Origin of the sequence: Pseudomonas sp. W5-01 (genome assembly GCF_046540435.1) — a bacterium.
GTDB classification, from domain to species: Bacteria; Pseudomonadota; Gammaproteobacteria; order Pseudomonadales; family Pseudomonadaceae; genus Aquipseudomonas; species Aquipseudomonas graminis_B.
Genome location: NZ_JAXCIP010000008.1, coordinates 1 through 18,292, shown reverse-complemented (window position 1 = coordinate 18,292; position 18,292 = coordinate 1). Strand labels below are relative to the sequence as shown.

At 60.3% G+C, this 18,292-nt stretch carries 16 protein-coding genes; 10 read left to right on the top strand and 6 right to left on the bottom strand.

Going from position 1 to position 18,292, the window contains the following annotated elements; all coding sequences use genetic code 11:
- Positions 1 to 58 precede the first annotated feature (58 nt).
- From nuoG to nuoN, 8 genes are read left to right on the top strand one after another with little or no spacing between them, the layout of a single operon-like run.
- Entirely contained in the window at positions 59 to 2,770 is a 2,712-nt protein-coding gene (gene nuoG, locus SLW75_RS22295) for an NADH-quinone oxidoreductase subunit NuoG (protein WP_410935462.1), read from the top strand.
- Positions 2,767 to 3,756, top strand: coding sequence for an NADH-quinone oxidoreductase subunit NuoH (gene nuoH / locus SLW75_RS22290; RefSeq protein WP_037008811.1), 990 nt, complete (start codon positions 2,767 to 2,769; stop codon positions 3,754 to 3,756). Before nuoG ends, nuoH begins: the two co-directional genes overlap by 4 nt.
- Positions 3,757 to 3,767: 11 nt before the next feature.
- On the top strand, positions 3,768 to 4,316 hold the full coding sequence (nuoI, locus tag SLW75_RS22285) for an NADH-quinone oxidoreductase subunit NuoI (RefSeq protein ID WP_037008808.1): 549 nt from the start codon (positions 3,768 to 3,770) through the stop codon (positions 4,314 to 4,316).
- 9 nt (positions 4,317 to 4,325) lie between these two features.
- Positions 4,326 to 4,826, top strand: coding sequence for an NADH-quinone oxidoreductase subunit J (gene nuoJ / locus SLW75_RS22280; RefSeq protein ID WP_037008804.1), 501 nt, complete (start codon positions 4,326 to 4,328; stop codon positions 4,824 to 4,826).
- Between the two features lie 4 nt (positions 4,827 to 4,830).
- Positions 4,831 to 5,142, top strand: a complete 312-nt coding sequence (gene nuoK, locus SLW75_RS22275; RefSeq protein ID WP_065989117.1) for an NADH-quinone oxidoreductase subunit NuoK — start codon at positions 4,831 to 4,833, stop codon at positions 5,140 to 5,142.
- Positions 5,139 to 6,986, top strand: coding sequence for an NADH-quinone oxidoreductase subunit L (gene nuoL, locus SLW75_RS22270; protein ID WP_108122801.1), 1,848 nt, complete (start codon positions 5,139 to 5,141; stop codon positions 6,984 to 6,986). Before nuoK ends, nuoL begins: the two co-directional genes overlap by 4 nt.
- Positions 6,987 to 7,038: 52 nt before the next feature.
- Positions 7,039 to 8,571, top strand: a complete 1,533-nt coding sequence (nuoM, locus tag SLW75_RS22265) for an NADH-quinone oxidoreductase subunit M (RefSeq protein ID WP_065989114.1) — start codon at positions 7,039 to 7,041, stop codon at positions 8,569 to 8,571.
- Positions 8,572 to 8,578: 7 nt separating this feature from the next.
- A complete protein-coding gene (gene nuoN, locus SLW75_RS22260) occupies positions 8,579 to 10,036 on the top strand; it encodes an NADH-quinone oxidoreductase subunit NuoN (protein WP_074892029.1) in 1,458 nt (485 codons plus the stop codon).
- 753 nt (positions 10,037 to 10,789) lie between these two features.
- Here the strand turns inward: nuoN and SLW75_RS22255 are convergent.
- The 6 genes from SLW75_RS22255 to SLW75_RS22230 all read right to left on the bottom strand — a co-directional run bounded on the left by SLW75_RS22255 (position 10,790) and on the right by SLW75_RS22230 (position 16,418).
- Positions 10,790 to 11,854: an AI-2E family transporter gene (locus SLW75_RS22255; protein WP_410935461.1), complete on the bottom strand. Its 1,065-nt coding sequence runs from the start codon at positions 11,852 to 11,854 to the stop codon at positions 10,790 to 10,792.
- Positions 11,855 to 11,995: 141 nt separating this feature from the next.
- Positions 11,996 to 13,675, bottom strand: a complete 1,680-nt coding sequence (locus SLW75_RS22250; protein WP_410935460.1) for a methyl-accepting chemotaxis protein — start codon at positions 13,673 to 13,675, stop codon at positions 11,996 to 11,998.
- An 82-nt stretch (positions 13,676 to 13,757) separates the two neighbouring features.
- Positions 13,758 to 15,116 (bottom strand): ATP-binding protein, encoded by a 1,359-nt coding sequence (locus SLW75_RS22245; RefSeq protein ID WP_410935459.1) that lies wholly within the window; start codon positions 15,114 to 15,116, stop codon positions 13,758 to 13,760.
- Positions 15,113 to 15,781, bottom strand: a complete 669-nt coding sequence (locus tag SLW75_RS22240) for a response regulator transcription factor (RefSeq protein ID WP_065989106.1) — start codon at positions 15,779 to 15,781, stop codon at positions 15,113 to 15,115. The genes SLW75_RS22245 and SLW75_RS22240 overlap by 4 nt, the downstream gene beginning before the upstream one ends.
- Positions 15,781 to 16,110: a PepSY domain-containing protein gene (locus SLW75_RS22235; RefSeq protein WP_065989104.1), complete on the bottom strand. Its 330-nt coding sequence runs from the start codon at positions 16,108 to 16,110 to the stop codon at positions 15,781 to 15,783. The genes SLW75_RS22240 and SLW75_RS22235 overlap by 1 nt, the downstream gene beginning before the upstream one ends.
- Positions 16,110 to 16,418: a PepSY domain-containing protein gene (locus SLW75_RS22230; protein WP_410935458.1), complete on the bottom strand. Its 309-nt coding sequence runs from the start codon at positions 16,416 to 16,418 to the stop codon at positions 16,110 to 16,112. Before SLW75_RS22230 ends, SLW75_RS22235 begins: the two co-directional genes overlap by 1 nt.
- Positions 16,419 to 16,580: 162 nt before the next feature.
- On the opposite strand from SLW75_RS22230, the gene SLW75_RS22225 reads away from it, so the two are divergent.
- Together SLW75_RS22225 and queD are read left to right on the top strand one after the other, a co-directional pair.
- Positions 16,581 to 17,663, top strand: a complete 1,083-nt coding sequence (locus SLW75_RS22225) for a patatin-like phospholipase family protein (RefSeq protein ID WP_410935457.1) — start codon at positions 16,581 to 16,583, stop codon at positions 17,661 to 17,663.
- A gap of 104 nt (positions 17,664 to 17,767) precedes the next feature.
- Positions 17,768 to 18,124 carry a 6-carboxytetrahydropterin synthase QueD gene (gene queD, locus SLW75_RS22220; RefSeq protein WP_074893670.1) on the top strand — a complete coding sequence of 119 codons (357 nt, stop codon included), beginning with the start codon at positions 17,768 to 17,770 and terminating at the stop codon, positions 18,122 to 18,124.
- Positions 18,125 to 18,292: the final 168 nt, after the last annotated feature.

Genomic DNA, 18,292 nt, shown 5'->3' with positions numbered 1-18,292 from the left:
GCACCGAGATTCCATTAGCCACGCCCGCTGACACCGGGCCAACGAAGAACTTTGAACCATGGCCACTATCCACGTAGACGGCAAAGCGCTCGAAGTCGATGGCGCAGACAACCTGTTACAGGCATGTCTGTCGCTGGGCCTCGACATCCCTTATTTCTGCTGGCATCCGGCACTTGGCAGTGTTGGCGCCTGTCGCCAGTGCGCGGTCAAGCAGTACACCGACGAGAACGACACCCGTGGTCGTATCGTCATGTCCTGCATGACGCCCGCCACTGACAACACCTGGATCTCCATCGAAGACGACGAATCCAAGGCGTTTCGCGCCAGCGTCGTCGAATGGCTGATGACCAACCACCCGCACGACTGCCCGGTCTGCGAGGAAGGCGGTCACTGTCATTTGCAGGACATGACGGTGATGACCGGCCACAACGAGCGCCGCTATCGCTTCACCAAACGCACCCACCAGAATCAGGAACTGGGGCCGTTCATCGCACACGAGATGAACCGCTGCATCGCCTGCTATCGCTGCGTGCGCTTCTATAAGGACTACGCCGGCGGTACTGACCTCGGCGTGTTCGGCGCCCATGACAACGTGTACTTCGGTCGCGTTGAAGACGGCACCCTGGAAAGCGAGTTCTCAGGCAACCTCACCGAGGTCTGCCCGACCGGTGTGTTCACCGACAAGACCCACTCCGAGCGCTACAACCGGAAATGGGACATGCAGTTCTCGCCGAGCATCTGCCACGGCTGCTCAAGCGGCTGCAACATCAGCCCGGGCGAGCGCTATGGCGAAATCCGCCGTATCGAGAACCGCTACAACGGTTCGGTGAACCAGTATTTCCTCTGCGACCGTGGCCGTTTCGGTTATGGCTACGTCAACCGCACGGACCGTCCGCGCCAGCCGCTGGCCGAAGGCATCAAGCTGGGCCTGGACGCTGCGCTGGACAAAGCCGCTGACCTGCTGCGCGGGCGCAACATCGTCGGCATCGGTTCGCCGCGCGCCAGCCTGGAAAGCAACTTCGCCCTGCGCGAGCTGGTCGGTGCCGAGCACTTCTACTCGGGCATCGAAGCCGGTGAGCTGGAGCGTCTGCGCCTGATCGCTCAGGTGCTGAAAGACAGCCCGCTGCCGATCCCGACGCTGCGTGAAGTCGAGGAGCACGACGCCGTGTTCATCCTTGGCGAAGACGTCACCCAGACCGCTGCGCGCATGGCCCTCGGCCTGCGTCAGTCGGTGAAGAACAAAGCCGAAGACATGGCCGCTGCGATGAAAGTCCAACCGTGGCTGGACGCTGCGGTCAAAAACATCGGTCAGCACGAGCTGAACCCGCTGTTCATCGCCAGCCTGACCGACACCCGCCTCGACGACATCGCCGAAGAGTGCGTACACGCGGCGCCCGATGATCTGGCGCGCATCGGTTTCGCCGTGGCCCACGCCATCGACCCGAGCGCCCCGGCCGTTGTTGGTCTGGACAGCGAAGCGCTGGAACTGGCCGAGCGCATTGCTGCTGCGTTGCTTGAAGCCAAGCGCCCACTGATCGTGTCCGGCGCCTCGCTGGGCTCGAACGCGCTGATCGAAGCGGCGGCGAACATCGCCAAGGCCTTGAAGCTGCGCGACAAGCAGGGTTCGCTGAGCCTGATCGTGCCGGAAGCCAACAGCATGGGCTTGACCCTGTTCGGTGGCGACTCGGTCGACGCTGCGCTGCAGGCCGTGATTTCGGGCCAGGCCGACGCCATCGTCGTGCTGGAAAACGATCTGTTCACCCGCGTTGACGCTGCGACGGTCGAGGCTGCACTGAAGGCCGCCAAAGTGGTGATCGTTGCCGATCATCAGAAGACCGCGACCACCGACCGCGCGCACCTGGTACTGCCGGCCGCAAGCTTTGCCGAAGGCGACGGTACGCTGGTCAGCCAGGAAGGCCGCGCCCAGCGCTTCTTCCAGGTCTTTGATCCGACGTATCTGGACGCGAGCATTCTGGTTCACGAAGGCTGGCGCTGGCTGCATGCCCTGCGCGCCACCCTGTTGAATCAGCCGGTTGACTGGACCCAGCTCGACCACGTCACCGCTGCCTGCGCCGCGAGCAATCCGCAACTGGCGGGCATCGTCGGTGCCGCGCCGTCTGCCGCGTTTCGCATCAAGGGCCTGAAACTGGCTCGCGAGCCGCTGCGTTACAGCGGCCGGACCGCCATGCGCGCCAACATCAGCGTGCACGAACCCCGTATGCCGCAGGACATCGACACCGCGTTCGCCTTCTCGATGGAAGGTTATTCGGGCTCTGCCGAACCGCGTTCTCAGGTGCCATTTGCCTGGTCGCCGGGCTGGAACTCGCCACAAGCGTGGAACAAGTTTCAGGACGAAGTCGGCGGTCACTTGCGTGCTGGCGATCCAGGCGTACGCCTGATCGAAAGCAGCGGCGACAAGCTGGGCTGGTTCGCCAACGTGCCGCGTGCCTTCTCCCCTGCACAAGGGACCTGGCAGGTTGTGCCGTTCTATCACCTGTTCGGCAGCGAAGAAACCTCCTCCAAAGCCGCGCCGGTTCAAGAGCGTATTCCCCAGGCCTATGTTGCGCTGGCCAAGTCCGAAGCGGACCGTCTGGGTGTCAACGAAGGTGCCTTGCTCAGCCTGAGTGTTGCCGGCCAGACCCTGCGTCTGCCGCTGCGCATCAGCGAGGAACTGGGCGCAGGCCTGGTGGCGCTGCCGTCCGGTCTGGCCGGTATTCCTCCGGCGCTGTTCGGCAAAACCGTTGATGCAGTGCAGGAGGCCGCTCAATGACCTGGTTCACCCCTGAAGTGATCGACTCGATCATCGCTGTCGTCAAGGCCATCGTGGTGCTGCTCGCCGTGGTGGTCTGCGGCGCGCTGCTCAGCTTCGTCGAGCGCCGTCTGCTGGGCTGGTGGCAGGACCGTTACGGGCCGAACCGCGTCGGGCCGTTCGGCATGTTCCAGATTGCTGCCGACATGCTGAAAATGTTCTTTAAAGAGGACTGGAACCCGCCCTTCGTCGACCGGGTGATCTTCACCCTGGCGCCGGTGGTGGCCATGAGCGCGCTGTTGATCGCGTTCTCGGTTATCCCGGTGACCCAGACCTGGGTGGTCGCCGACCTGAACATCGGCCTGCTGTTCTTCTTCGCCATGGCCGGTCTGTCGGTCTATGCGGTGCTGTTCGCCGGCTGGTCATCGAACAACAAGTACGCCCTGCTGGGCAGCTTGCGTGCCTCGGCGCAGACCGTGTCCTACGAAGTGTTCCTCGGCCTGTCGCTGATGGGCATCGTGGTGCAGGTCGGTTCGTTCAACATGGGCGACATCGTCAAGTACCAGGCCGATCACCTGTGGTTCATCATTCCGCAGTTCTTCGGCTTCTGTACCTTCTTCATCGCTGGCGTTGCCGTGACTCACCGTCACCCGTTCGACCAGCCGGAAGCGGAACAGGAACTGGCCGACGGTTACCACATTGAATACGCCGGCATGAAATGGGGCATGTTCTTCGTCGGTGAGTACATCGGCATCATCCTGATCTCGGCGCTGCTGGTGACCCTGTTCTTCGGTGGCTGGCACGGCCCGTTCGATATCCTGCCGCAACTGTCGTTCATGTGGTTTGCCCTGAAAACCGCGTTCTTCATCATGCTGTTCATCCTGTTGCGTGCTTCGATCCCTCGTCCGCGTTATGACCAGGTGATGGATTTCAGCTGGAAGTTCTGCTTGCCACTGACCCTGATCAATTTGCTGGTGACCGCTGCGGTCGTCCTGGCGGCTCAGTGAGGATTTGACCCATGTTCAAATATATTGGCGACATCGTTAAGGGTACGGGTACCCAGCTGCGCAGCCTGATCATGGTCTTCGGCCATGGTTTCCGTAAGCGTGACACCCTGCAATATCCGGAAGAGCAGGTCTATCTGCCGCCACGTTACCGTGGCCGCATCGTCCTCACCCGCGACCCCGACGGCGAAGAGCGCTGCGTGGCCTGCAACCTGTGCGCCGTGGCGTGCCCAGTGGGCTGCATCTCGCTGCAGAAGGCCGAGACCGACGACGGTCGTTGGTACCCGGAGTTCTTCCGCATCAATTTCTCGCGTTGCATCTTCTGCGGCATGTGTGAGGAAGCTTGCCCGACCACCGCGATCCAGCTGACACCGGATTTCGAGATGGCCGAGTTCAAACGTCAGGATCTGGTGTACGAGAAGGAAGATCTGCTGATCTCCGGCCCCGGCAAGAACCCTGATTACAACTTCTACCGCGTTGCAGGGATGGCCATCGCCGGCAAGCCGAAAGGCGATGCCCAGAACGAAGCCCAGCCCATCAACGTCAAGAGCTTGCTGCCTTAAGGAAGAAAGATGGAATTCGCTTTCTATTTCGCATCCGGCATCGCTGTGGTGGCCACCCTTCGGGTGATCACCAACACGAACCCGGTGCACGCCCTGCTCTACCTGATCATTTCGCTGATCGCCGTGGCCATGACCTTCTTCAGCCTCGGCGCGCCGTTTGCTGGCGCCCTGGAAGTCATCGCTTACGCGGGCGCCATCATGGTGCTGTTCGTCTTCGTGGTGATGATGCTGAACCTGGGCCCGGCCTCGGTTCAACAAGAACGCGCCTGGCTCAAACCCGGCATCTGGCTCGGTCCGATTCTGCTGGGCGGCCTGCTGCTGGCGGAGTTGATCTACGTGCTGTTCGCCAACTCCACCGGCGCTTCCATCGGGCACACCACGGTGGACGCCAAAGCGGTCGGCATCAGCCTGTTCGGCCCTTACCTGCTGGTTGTCGAACTCGCCTCGATGCTGCTGCTTGCGGCAGCCGTGACGGCGTTCCATGTCGGCCGCAACGAGGCGAAGGAGTAAAGCCATGAACTCAGCAATTCCTCTGGAACATGGTCTGGCGGTCGCCGGCATCCTGTTCTGCCTCGGCCTGGCGGGCCTGTTGGTACGCCGCAACATACTGTTCGTGTTAATGAGCCTGGAAATCATGATGAACGCAGCCGCGCTGGCCTTTGTGGTCGCGGGCAGCCGCTGGGCACAGCCTGACGGCCAGATCATGTTCATTCTGGTGATCAGCCTTGCCGCAGCCGAGGCCAGTATCGGCCTGGCGATCCTGCTGCAACTGTATCGCCGCTTCCACACGCTCGATATCGACGCTGCCAGCGAGATGCGCGGATGAACCTACTCTTTCTGACTTTCGTATTCCCCCTGATCGGTTTCCTGCTGCTGTCGTTCTCGCGCGGCAAATGGTCGGAAAACCTTTCAGCCCTGATCGGCGTAGGTTCCATTGGCCTGTCGGCCATCGTTGCCGCGTACGTGATCTGGCAATTCAACGTCTCACCACCGGAAGGCGGTCATCTGACCATGGTGCTGTGGCGCTGGATGTCGGTGGACGGCTTCGAGCCCAACTTCGCCCTGTATGTCGATGGCCTGTCCATCACCATGCTCGGTGTGGTGGTCGGCGTCGGCTTCCTCATTCACCTGTTCGCCTCGTGGTACATGCGCGGTGAAGACGGCTACTCGCGCTTCTTCGCCTACACCAACCTGTTCATTGCCAGCATGTTGTTCCTGATCTTGGGCGACAACCTGCTGTTCATCTACTTCGGTTGGGAAGGCGTGGGCCTGTGCTCGTACCTGTTGATCGGTTTCTATTACAGCAACCGCAACAACGGCAACGCCGCACTAAAAGCCTTCATCGTGACCCGCATCGGCGACGTGTTCATGGCCATCGGCCTGTTCATTCTGTTCCAGCAACTGGGCACGCTGAACATTCAGGAATTGCTGGTTCGTGCGCCACAGCACTTCAAGGTCGGTGATTTCTGGATCGTGCTGGCCACGCTGATGCTGCTGGGCGGTGCGGTCGGTAAATCCGCGCAACTGCCGCTGCAAACCTGGCTGGCAGACGCAATGGCCGGTCCTACCCCGGTGTCGGCACTGATCCACGCCGCGACCATGGTAACCGCAGGCGTTTACCTGATCGCACGGACCCACGGCCTGTTCATCCTCGCTCCGGACATCCTGCATCTGGTCGGGATTGTCGGCGGCGTGACCCTGGTACTGGCGGGTTTCGCCGCACTGGTGCAGACCGACATCAAACGTATCCTCGCCTACTCGACCATGAGCCAGATTGGCTACATGTTCCTGGCGTTGGGCGTGGGCGCCTGGGACGGCGCGATTTTCCACCTGATGACCCACGCCTTCTTCAAGGCGCTGCTGTTCCTCGCGTCCGGTGCGGTGATCGTTGCGTGCCACCACGAGCAGAACATCTTCAAGATGGGCGGCCTGTGGAAGAAACTGCCACTGGCCTACGCCAGCTTCATCGTCGGCGGCGCTGCGCTGTCGGCCTTGCCGCTGGTCACCGCGGGCTTCTACTCCAAGGACGAAATCCTCTGGGAAGCCTTCGCCAGCGGCCATCAGTACCTGCTGTATGCAGGTCTGGTCGGTGCGTTCATGACCTCGCTTTACACTTTCCGCCTGATCTTCATCGCCTTCCACGGCGAAGCGAAGACCGAAGCCCACGCCGGCCACGGGATTTCCCACTGGCTGCCGCTGGGTGTGCTGATCGTGCTGTCGACGTTCATCGGTGCCTGGATTCATCCGCCACTGGCCGGCGTGCTTCCGGAAAGCGCGGGCCATGCGGGCGGCGAAGCCAAGCACAGTCTGGAAATCGCCTCGGGCGCCATCGCTCTGGCCGGTATTCTGCTGGCGGCGGTGCTGTTCCTCGGCAAGCGTCGTCTGGCCACTGCCATCGCCAACAGCGGTCCGGGTCGTTTCCTGTCGGCATGGTGGTTTGCGGCCTGGGGCTTCGACTGGGTATACGACGTGCTGTTCGTCAAACCTTACCTGGCAATCAGTCGCCTCCTGCGTGCCGACCCGCTCGACCACACAATCGGCCTGATTCCGCGTCTGGTCAAAGCCGGTAACGGCTTGATGACCCGCACCGAAACCGGTCAGCTCCGTTGGTACGCCGCTTCGATCGCCGCAGGTGCCGTACTGGTACTCGGCGCGATTGTGCTGGTCTGATGAGTCGATCTGACATGAACCTTGCGACTTACGAAAAGGAATTGAGCCCGTCATGATTCTGCCTTGGCTAATCCTGATCCCCTTCATTGGCGGCCTGCTGTGCTGGCAAGGTGAGCGCTTCGGCCCTACCCTGCCGCGCTGGATTGCGCTGTTGACCATGTCTCTCGAGACGATTCTGGGCCTGTGGGTCTGGAGCACCGGTACGTTTACCTATGCTCCCGCTCCGGGCGCCGATCCGACCTGGGCCCTTGAATTCAAGCTTCAGTGGATCCAGCGCTTCGGCATCAGCGTGCACCTGGCCCTCGATGGCCTGTCCCTGCTGATGATTCTGCTGACCGGCCTGCTGGGTATCCTCTCGGTACTCTGCTCGTGGAAAGAGATTCAACGTAACGTCGGCTTCTTCCACCTGAACCTGATGTGGATCCTGGGCGGGGTCGTTGGCGTGTTCCTCGCCATCGACCTGTTCATGTTCTTCTTCTTCTGGGAAATGATGCTGGTGCCGATGTACTTCCTCATCGCGCTCTGGGGTCACAGCTCGGCAGATGGCAAGAAGACCCGGATCTACGCAGCGACCAAGTTCTTCATCTTCACTCAGGCCAGCGGTCTGATCATGTTGGTGGCGATCCTGGGTCTGGTGCTGGTGCACTTCAACCAGACCGGCGTGATCACCTTCGGTTACGCGGACCTGTTGAAAACCAAGCTGTCCCACGGCACCGAATACATCCTGATGCTGGGCTTTTTCATCGCTTTCGCGGTGAAGCTGCCGATCGTGCCGCTGCACTCCTGGTTGCCTGACGCTCACGCCCAGGCGCCGACCGCCGGTTCCGTGGACCTGGCGGGCATCCTGTTGAAGACCGCTGCGTATGGTCTGCTGCGTTTTGCCCTGCCACTGTTCCCGAATGCTTCGGCCGAGTTCGCACCAATCGCGATGGTGCTGGGCCTGATCGGTATCTTCTACGGTGCCTTCCTGGCCTTCGCCCAGACCGACATCAAGCGCCTGATCGCGTTTTCCAGCGTTTCCCACATGGGCTTCGTGCTGATCGGCATCTACTCCGGCAGCCAGCAGGCGTTGCAAGGTGTCGTCGTTCAGATGCTCGCTCACGGTCTGTCGGCTGCCGCGCTGTTTATCCTCAGCGGCCAGCTGTACGAGCGCCTGCACACCCGCGACATGCGCGAAATGGGTGGTCTCTGGAACAAGATCGCGTACCTGCCGGCCATCAGCCTGTTCTTCGCTGCCGCCTCGCTGGGCCTGCCAGGCACCGGTAACTTCGTTGGCGAATTCCTGATCCTGATTGGCAGCTTTGTCAGCTCGCCATGGATCACCGCCATCGCCACCTCCGGCCTGGTGTTCGGTTCTGTCTACTCGCTGATCATGATCCACCGCGCCTACTTCGGCCCGGCCAAATCCGACGCGGTCTATAAAGGCATGGACGGTCGGGAATTGATCATGGTGCTGGGTCTGGCGGTGTTGTTGATTCTGCTGGGCGTCTACCCGCAACCGATCCTCGACACCTCCTCGGCGACCATGCATGGCGTGCAGCAATGGCTCGGCACCGCCTTCACTCAACTCGCTTCGGCCCGGTAAGAGCGCTATGGACCTGACGATTCAACACTTTATTGCGCTGGCGCCGCTGCTGATTACCAGCATCACCATTGTGGTGGTGATGCTGGGCATCGCATGGCGTCGCAATCACTCGCAATCATTCCTGCTGACGGTAGCGGGACTCAACCTGGCTTTGCTGTCCATCTACCCGGCGCTGAAAGTTGCGCCGCTGGTTGTCACGCCATTGCTGCAAATCGACAGCTTCGCCTGCCTCTACATGGGCATCATCCTGGTGTCCACGCTGGCTTGCGTCACCCTGGCTCACGCTTACCTGGGTGAAGGCAAGGCGGGCTATCCGGGTAACCGCGAAGAACTTTACCTGCTGATCCTGATGGCCGCGGCCGGTGGCTTGGTACTGGTCGCTGCACAACACTTGGCAAGCCTGTTCATCGGTCTGGAACTGCTGTCGGTGCCGGTCTACGGTCTGGTCGCTTACGCCTTCTTTAACAAGCGTTCGCTGGAAGGCGGCATCAAGTACATGGTGCTGTCAGCCGCCGGTTCGGCTTTCTTGCTGTTCGGTATGGCGCTGCTGTATGCCGAATCCGGCAGCCTGGGTTTCAGCGAGATCGGCAAGGCTATCGCGGCCACCGGTATGCCAAGCCCGATCGCCAGCCTGGGTCTGGGCATGATGCTGGTGGGTCTGGGCTTCAAGCTGTCGCTGGTGCCGTTCCACCTGTGGACACCGGACGTGTACGAAGGCGCCCCTGCCCCGGTGGCGGCTTTCCTTGCCACGGCCAGTAAGGTCGCGGTGTTCGGCGTGCTGGTTCGCCTGTTCCAGATATCTCCGGCGGCCACCAGTGGTGTGCTGACCGACGTGATGTCGGTCATTGCCGTGGCGTCGATCCTGGTCGGTAACCTGCTGGCCCTGACGCAGAACAACCTCAAGCGTCTGCTGGGCTATTCGTCGATTGCGCACTTCGGTTACCTGATGATCGCGATGGTGGCGAGCAAAGGCATGGCGGTCGAGGCGATCAACGTTTATCTGGTCACCTACGTGCTGACCAGCCTGGGCGCGTTCGGCGTGGTCACGTTGATGTCGTCGCCGTACAGCGGCCGCGATGCCGACGCAATGTTCGAATACCGCGGCCTGTTCTGGCGTCGTCCGTACCTGACGGCGGTGCTGACCGTGATGATGCTGTCCCTGGCCGGTATCCCGCTGACGACAGGCTTCATCGGCAAGTTCTACATCATCGCGACGGGCGTCGAAGCGCACCTGTGGTGGCTGACCGGTTCGCTGGTCGTGGGCAGCGCCATCGGCGTGTTCTACTACCTGCGTGTGATGGTTACGTTGTATCTGCAAGACTCGAAGATCCAGCGCCACGACGCCCCATTCAACTGGGCACAGCGTGCAGGTGGCGTGATGCTGTTGGGGATTACGCTGCTGGCGTTCTTCTTGGGCGTGTACCCGCAACCGCTGCTGACCCTGGTGGGCCATGCGGGTTTGTGATGATTGAGTGATGCACAAAAAACCCTGCTTTCGAGCAGGGTTTTTTATGGCTTTGGCTTTAGTACTTTGGAAGAGCCGAGGATCAAGAGCGTCGGCCTAACGGCCTCGGTTTCGCCTTCGGCGAGTTACTTGGAAAAGCACCCCAAGTAACCAAGGGTGCTTGCTCTCGGTTAGGCCCTTCCTTCGTCAGGGTTCCCTCACTTCGACGACGCTCCGTGGGCCCGCGCCGAACGGACATCCATGTCCTAACGGCGCTCTCGCGGCATCCATGCCGCTCGGCCCGCTCCGCGTCGTCTGCGTTCGGCCTGCACCCAAGTCGCGATGGATGTCGTCTGGACTGGCTTTGTATGAAGATCAAGATCAACAGCTTCCCGGCTAAAGCCGGTCCTACTGACCGTGCGCGAATACCTGTAGGACTGGCTTTAGCCGGGAAGCCCTTGATCTGCTTTAGATGTGCTTTTGATCTTCACACGCAAAAGGCTCAAACACCGCCAATCGCGACTTGGGTGCAGGCTGAACGGAGGTCTCGCGCAGTGGGCCGAGCCGCATGGATGCGGCGAGAGCGCCGTCAGGACATGGATGTCCGTTCGGCGCGGGCCCACGGAGCGAGACCGGAGTGAAGGAACCCCGAGGAACGAGGGGCCTAGCCAGGAGCAAGCACCCTTGGTTACTTGGGGATGGTGCGACTTTCGACTTTTCCAAGTAACTCGCCGAAGGCGAAATAATCTGCCCCTAGGCAGATACCTTTAAAGGTTAACCAGGCAATCGAACGGTTTTCTTGTCGCCGGTAAACAACGCCCACGTCGACATAAACAACGCCGCCACCATCGGCCCGATCACGAACCCGTTCAACCCGAACACCGCCATACCGCCCAGCGTCGAAATCAGAATCAGATAATCGGGCATCCGCGTATCCTTGCCCACCAGGATCGGACGCAAAACGTTATCCACCAGCCCGATCACAAACACCCCAAACAGCCCCAACACCACACCCTGCCAGATCATCCCGCTGAGCAGGAAATACAGCGCAACCGGCGCCCAGACAATCCCCGCCCCCACCGCCGGCAGCAGCGACAGAAACGCCATCATCACCGCCCACAGCAAAGCGCTCGGGATATCCAGTGCCCAGAAAATAAACCCGCCCAACGCGCCTTGCGTCACGGCCACGACAATATTGCCCTTCACCGTTGCACGCACAACACGCGTGAATTTCAACTGCAATCGGCGTTTCTGAGGCTCGGCCAACGGAATCGCGATGCGGATCTTGCGGGTAAGGTCCTGTCCGTCACGCAGGAAAAAGAACAGCAGGTAGAGCATGAAGAAAAAACTGACCACGAAATCGAACGTACCCTGCCCGAAGCTGAACGCCTGGGTCGCCAGGTAATTGCTGCCCTGCATCGCGCTTTTGGCAATCTTGTCGCGCAGCCCGTTGAAATCTCCCATGCCCAGACGATCAAGCCAATGCTGCACATAAGGCGGCAGCAGCACTTTGAATTCAGCCAGGTACTTGGCGATGTCGAGCTGACCACTTTCCACATTCTTGTAGAGCGTCGCCCCCTCCTGAACCATCAACGCCGCAATGACGATGACCGGCAGAATCGCGATGACCAGACAGATCATCAGCGTACAAAGGGACGTCAGGTTGCGCTGCCAGCCGAAGCGGGCCAACAGACGGCGTTGCAGCGGCGCGAAGATGATACCGAGGATCACCGCCCAGAACACCGCGCCGTAGAACGGCAGCAGAATCCAGATAAACGCGATGGTGACCAGTATCAATAACAGCAGGAGGGTTTTCTTTTGCAGCGCGGTTTCGTTCATGTTTCTTCCATGTCATTACACCGCGCCAAGCACACGGCCTGATGCTTAGTCAGTCAATCGCCGCAGGAGTGCCGCGCCTGAAGTGCACGTTCAGTGGAGGAAGCGCTGACAGCGGGCCCCGAGCGAGGCCCGCCGCCCCGTTTAGATTCTGAACTGCCGAACCAACTGGCCGAGGCGTTGGTTAAGCGCCGTGAGGTTACGTGACGTGGAGGCGCTGTGGCGGGTTTCATCGGCCACGCTTTCGACCGCCACGGCGATCTGGTGGACGCTGCGATTGATCTCTTCCGCCACGGCCGTCTGCTCTTCTGCAGCGCTGGCAATCTGCGCGTTCATCGCGTTGATAGTGCCGATCAGTTGACCGATGGTGTCCAGCGACGCGCCGGCTTCGTTGGCGCGAGCGGAAGTCCCGTCGCCCGCCTCGCTCGAACGTTTCATGGCCTGCACCGCGCCGTGGGTGCCCTGCTGCAAACGGTCGATCATGCCTTGAATTTCCTGAGTGCTTTGCTGCGTGCGGCTGGCCAACGCACGCACCTCATCCGCTACCACTGCGAACCCGCGACCCGCTTCCCCGGCACGCGCGGCTTCGATCGCGGCGTTGAGCGCCAGGAGATTGGTCTGATCGGCGATGGAACGAATCACCCCGAGCACGCCGACGATGGACGACACGTCATTCTGCAGGCTGTCCAGTGACGTACCGCTGTCGCGGATGTCGTTCACCAACGCGTGAATCTGCTGAATGCTGCCGTCGACCACTCGCTTGGCGGCCTGACCCTCGGCATCGGTTTGCTGCGCAGCCACCGAGGCACCCTGCGCGCTCTTCGCGACTTCCTGGGCCGCGGCCGACATCTGATTAATCGCCGTAGCCACCTGATCGGTCTCGTGACGCTGACGCTCCATGGCCTGCTCGGAACGCTGCGCCTGATCGGTCACTTCACCCACAAGCCCGGTCAATTGAGAGGTCATTTCGGCGATCTGCCGGACCAGCCCGTGAATCTTGTCGACGAAGCGGTTGAACGAACCCGCCAGATCGCCAAGTTCGTCCTGGGAGGTCACCGCCAGACGCCGGGTCAGATCACCCTCACCGGCGGCGATGTCATCGAGGTTGGCTTTCATCAGGCGCAGGGGCCGCAGGATACCGCCCGCGATCCAGAAACCCGCCGCCGCGATGATCACCAGTACCAGCAGCGTGATTCCGATGATGCTGACAAGCATGCTCTGCCGGCGCTCGGAGACATTCTTCTGCAGCTCCATGACTTTGGCATCGATGTTGTCCAGGTTGATCGACGACCCGAATGCCATGTCCCATTTGGGCAGGTATTCGGTATACCCCAGTTTGGGCACCAGTTCGCTCGAACCGGGCAGCGCCGAGGAATATTCCAGGTAATGAGTACCTGCTTTCGCGACGTCAACGAGACCAGCATTGACGAAAACACCGTTCGGATCGCGGGCGTCTTTGAAGCTCTTGCCGATGCCGTCCGGACTATTGCCCTTGAACAGCCGCACCGCCTGAGAATCGTAACCGAAGAAGTATCCGTCCTTGGCGTAGTTGACCTGAGAGAGCATTTTGATGACTTGCGCGCGGGCCTCCATGTCACCCGGGGCCGAGGCGTCATACAGCGGTTTGATGGTGCCCAGCGCGACAGCCACGTAACTTTGTAACGTGGCTTTGGCCTCCGCGAGCAGGTGCTGGCGGGTTTCCTCGACTTCGCGCTTGCCCTGTTCACGCAGCATGATGACGGTGCTGGCGCTGATGATCAGTGCGAACACCAATACCGGGAGCACCGCGAGCGAAAGTACTTTGGCTTTGAGATTTAGCCGCATAGCAGTCATGACCCTTTGTTTTTGTGCGTTGAGCCGTTGGGGTTCCTTTACGGTTAACGGCCCGGCGCGCAAAAAGTTGAGGTCATGAAGATTGACGTGCGCTTTCGCTCCCCGGCAGTTGCGGGCTGATTCGCTCGGGCAAATCGATGCGCACTTGCAACCCGCCCATGGGGCTGTCCAGCAACTGAATGCGCCCGCCCCACGCCTCGACGATGTCCTTGACGATGCCGAGTCCCAGACCGTGGCCGGTCACTTGCTCGTCCAGGCGATTGCCACGGCCGATGACGTCATCGCGATGCTCCACGGGGATGCCCGGGCCGTCGTCGTCGATCAGCAGGCAGTAGCCGTCAGCGTGCTTGGCAATGGTCAGGCTGACCTGGCTGTCGGCCCACTTGCAGGCGTTGTCCATGATGTTGCCGAGCAATTCGAGGATGTCCTCACGGTCCCACGGCAGAAACAGACCCGCACCGATTTCACTGCTGAGCTCAAGGTGCTCGCCATGAATCATCCGCAAGGTGGAGAACAGCCCGGGAATCTCCGCAGCGCAATCAAACCGCGAGCCCGGCAAGGCATCGCCTGACAACCGCGCACGATTAAGCTCACGCTCAAGACGCTGCTGAATGTGCTGCAACTGATCGCGCAGGGTGTCGCGCACATGCGGGTGGCCGGCCAGCTTGTCGCCTTCGGCCAGGCTCATCAGGACCGCGAGCGGCGTCTTCAGCGCGTGGCCCAGGTTGCCAAGGGCATTGCGAGAACGTTTGAGACTGTCCTCGGTGTGGGCCAGCAGATGATTGATCTGCGCGACCAAGGGCTCGAGTTCCACCGGCACTCGCTCATCAAGTTGCGATCGCTGCCCTTGTTGCAGCTGGAAAATCTGTTCTCTGGCCCTTTCCAAGGGGCGCAAGGCGCGGCGAACGGTGACGCGCTGCAACACCAGAATCAAGATCAGGGCCATCAGCCCTAACCCGAGACCGATGCGCTGGACCAGTGCAAAACTGTCTCGCACCGGGGTGTAGTCCTGAGCGACGGTGATGGAGATGGTCTGGCCGAACTTGCGGTAATCGGTGTGCAGCAACAACAGCGATTGATCGGTCTTTTCCAGGGCAAGATCGGCATGCAGGCCGGGCTGTCCGGGATGCGGCAACTCCAGATCCCACAACGAGCGCGACCGCCAATGACCCTGGTCGAAATCAATCCGGAAATAATGGCCGGAATAAGGTCGTTGGTAGCCGGGCGACAGCCGATGCTCGTCGAGCTGCAAGCCGTCCGGACCGCGAACCAGTGCCACCAGCAGCAGTTCGCTTTCATTGCGCAGGCCAGACTCGAGGTATCGCTGCAAGCCCACTTCAAACAGCCACAGGCTGATCTGCGCCAAGACCAACCCGACAATCAACAGCACGCTGATCAGGCCCAGACTCAACCGTCGCTGAATGGACCTCACTCGCCCGTCCCGGCAAAACGATAGCCCTGTCCACGCCGCGTCTCGACAACGGCGCGGCCAAGCTTGCGACGCAAATGATTGACATGGACCTCGATGACGTTCGAGTCCCGTTCGTTCTCCCCATCATAAAGGTGCTCTGCCAAGTGGCTCTTGGAGAGTATCTGCCCGGGGTGCAGCATGAAATAACGGAGCAGGCGAAATTCCGCCGCCGTCAGTTGAATGTCCTCCTCACCGCGACTGACGCACTGGCGCCCCTCGTCCAGGTGCAGGCCTGCGGCTTCGAGTTTCGGTTGGTTGGCCAGACCTCGGACACGGCGAAGCAGCGCCTGGATGCGCAACTGCAGTTCCTCGGGATGGAAGGGTTTGGTCAGGTAGTCGTCGGCGCCGGCCTTGAGGCCCTCGATACGCTCGGCCCAAGAGGCCCGCGCGGTCAGAATGAGGACAGGCGTGGACAGCCCGCCGGAGCGCCATTTCTGCAGGACCTCAAGCCCCGGAACCCCCGGCAGACCGAGGTCAAGCACGATCAGGTCGTAGGGCTCGGTGGCACCTTGATGAATGGCGTCGCGGCCGTCGGTCAGCCAGTCGATCGCGTAGCCCTGCCGGCCCAGCGTACTGATGAGCTCGTCCGCCAAAGGAACGTGGTCCTCAACCAATAACAAACGCATCAATCGTCTTCCTTGTCTTGCAACAGGCGGCTGTCACCGGCATCGAATTTCAGCTCGCGTACCACATGATCGGCAGTGAGAAGCTCAATCTCATACACCAACACACCGTGTTTTTCCTCAAGTTCGGCCTCAAGCAACTTAGAGCCGGGGTAACGCCCCAATGCCTGATCAATGAACTGCTCAAGCGGCAGAATCACGCCTTTCCTTCGCAGCTCAAGCACCTCGTCCTGATTCAGGTCCCGAGCCAGGCACTCCAGGCTCGAGGTGACCGCACATACGGCCACCAGACAGTAAACGAAACGCTTGGCGGGACGCTTACTGGCGATCATCAGGCGTCCTGATGATCTTTGAGAATCTGCCCGCTGATGGCGTCCACTTCAACGTCCCACTCCACACCTTGCGCATCGCGCAGTTCGATCTGGTAAACGTACTTGCCATATTCCTGTTCCAGCTCGGTATCAGTAATGGTGGATTTAGGGTGCTTGGCCAAGGCGACAGCGTTGAGTTTTTCAAAAGACTGAATAGTACCTGCATCGCGCAGTTTCAGCGCCTCATCAGGACCTAAATCCCGGGCCTGGACATAACCGGCTGTGACAGTGAGTGCAGTGGCAGCGATAAAGGCAGTCAGGATTTTCATGGTGGATCTCCGTAGGGGTCTGGTTGTTCACGGAACCCACCATAAACGGGCGAACTTAATTGAAGCTGAATTTATCTGGCTACGTGCCACTACCCGTCGAGCCTCCAGTGGATGAAAGCGGGACCCACGATATACTTCGCCCCTGTCCAACCCGGAGGGGCCATGAGCAACATTCACATCAAATACCCGGCATTGACTATCAAGGCCGGTAGGCGTGCGATGACGCGGATCAGGGAGCAAGGCCTATCGCCGATAGATGTCGGCATCATCCCTGGCGCCGCGGGTGGTCCGAAAGCATTGGGCATTCAGGGCCTGGATCTGGCGCTGTTCGGTGAATGGCTGCCCCGGGCTCAACGGGAGCGATCGTTGATTGGCGCCTCTATCGGTTCGTGGCGATTTGCTAGCGCCTGCCTGCCGGACCCGGTTGCAGGTATCCGGCGACTTGGCCACCTGTACAACGAGCAGAGTTTCGCCAAAGGCGTGACGATGGCACAGGTCACCCGAAGCTGCGTGACGATGCTTGATGCGCTTTTGCAGGCGAATGATGCACACGTTCTGGCGAATGCTCATTACCGTCTTAACGTGATGATCGTCAGAAGTCGGGGCTTGCTTGCCCGGGATCATCGCGCAGGGTTAAGCCTGGGGCTAGGGGCTGTCGTCGCTGATAACCTGATCGGGCGCGCACGCCTGTCGCGACATTTCGAACGACTGGTCATGCACGACCCACGCCTCGTCCCTCCCCTGCTGCCATTGACTGACTTCCCATCGTGTTGCTTGCCGCTGGACACACTGAACCTGCGCCAGGCATTGCTGGCGTCTGGCTCCATTCCGATGGTCATGGAGGGCGTTGGAGAGATACCCGGTGTTGGCGCAGGGATGTTCCGCGACGGCGGCCTGCTCGACTACCATCTGGACCTTCCGTACAGCGGAAGCGACATTGTGCTGTATCCGCACTTCACCGACAAAATCATTCCGGGTTGGTTTGACAAGGCACTGCCATGGCGCAGAGGCGACCAGACTCGGCTTCAAGACGTGGTGCTGCTGGCTCCCTCACACGCGTACGTGGCTACGCTGCCCTACCGCAAGCTGCCTGATAGAAGCGATTTCAAACGGTTCGTCGGGAGGGATGCAGATCGGCAACGGTACTGGCGCACTGCAATGGAAAGCAGCCAGCGGCTGGGGGATGAGTTTCTGGAGCTCGTAGACACGGGCCGTCTCGCCGAACGGCTGGAGCCTCTGGTTTAACCACGTGGTCAGGTTCAGCCTGTCACTCGCCAAACCATTGCTGATAAACTCGCAGCTTGCATTTATCGCGCAGGCGATCGCCACTTCTCAAGGCTTATATCACCGTGGAAATTTTTAAAGAATTTACGTTCGAGTCCGCTCACCGGCTCCCTCACGTGCCGGACGGACACAAGTGCGGACGTCTGCACGGTCACTCGTTCCGTGTAGCGATCTATCTGCAGGGCGAACCGGATCCGCATACCGGCTGGATTCGCGATTTCTCCGAGATCAAGACAATCTTCAAGCCTCTGTACGAGCGCCTGGACCATAACTACCTGAATGACATCCCCGGCCTCGAAAATCCGACCAGTGAAGTGCTGGTGAAGTGGATTTGGAAAGAGCTTAAGCCGCTGCTGCCAGAGTTGTCCGCTATACGGATTCACGAAACCTGTACTAGCGGTTGCGTCTATCGTGGTGACTGATCAGCGTTGGAAATGGAGACCACCCTACGGGGTGGTTTTTTTTGCTCTATTCTTTTATCGCGCGCAAAAACAAAACCCCATCTGCTTTCGCAAATGGGGTTCTGGAATTTAATCTTGACGATGACCTACTCTCACATGGGGAAACCCCACACTACCATCGGCGATGCA

Excerpts from the sequence above, each read along its gene's own strand:
- nuoG (WP_410935462.1), top strand. The coding sequence starts at position 59 with ATGGCCACTATCCACGTAGACGGCAAAGCGCTCGAAGTCGATGGCGCA.
- nuoH (WP_037008811.1), top strand. The coding sequence starts at position 2,767 with ATGACCTGGTTCACCCCTGAAGTGATCGACTCGATCATCGCTGTCGTC.
- nuoI (WP_037008808.1), top strand. The coding sequence starts at position 3,768 with ATGTTCAAATATATTGGCGACATCGTTAAGGGTACGGGTACCCAGCTG.
- nuoJ (WP_037008804.1), top strand. The coding sequence starts at position 4,326 with ATGGAATTCGCTTTCTATTTCGCATCCGGCATCGCTGTGGTGGCCACC.
- nuoK (WP_065989117.1), top strand. The coding sequence starts at position 4,831 with ATGAACTCAGCAATTCCTCTGGAACATGGTCTGGCGGTCGCCGGCATC.
- nuoL (WP_108122801.1), top strand. The coding sequence starts at position 5,139 with ATGAACCTACTCTTTCTGACTTTCGTATTCCCCCTGATCGGTTTCCTG.
- nuoM (WP_065989114.1), top strand. The coding sequence starts at position 7,039 with ATGATTCTGCCTTGGCTAATCCTGATCCCCTTCATTGGCGGCCTGCTG.
- nuoN (WP_074892029.1), top strand. The coding sequence starts at position 8,579 with ATGGACCTGACGATTCAACACTTTATTGCGCTGGCGCCGCTGCTGATT.
- SLW75_RS22255 (WP_410935461.1), bottom strand. The coding sequence starts at position 11,854 with ATGAACGAAACCGCGCTGCAAAAGAAAACCCTCCTGCTGTTATTGATA.
- SLW75_RS22250 (WP_410935460.1), bottom strand. The coding sequence starts at position 13,675 with ATGCGGCTAAATCTCAAAGCCAAAGTACTTTCGCTCGCGGTGCTCCCG.
- SLW75_RS22240 (WP_065989106.1), bottom strand. The coding sequence starts at position 15,781 with ATGCGTTTGTTATTGGTTGAGGACCACGTTCCTTTGGCGGACGAGCTC.
- SLW75_RS22235 (WP_065989104.1), bottom strand. The coding sequence starts at position 16,110 with ATGATCGCCAGTAAGCGTCCCGCCAAGCGTTTCGTTTACTGTCTGGTG.
- SLW75_RS22230 (WP_410935458.1), bottom strand. The coding sequence starts at position 16,418 with ATGAAAATCCTGACTGCCTTTATCGCTGCCACTGCACTCACTGTCACA.
- SLW75_RS22225 (WP_410935457.1), top strand. The coding sequence starts at position 16,581 with ATGAGCAACATTCACATCAAATACCCGGCATTGACTATCAAGGCCGGT.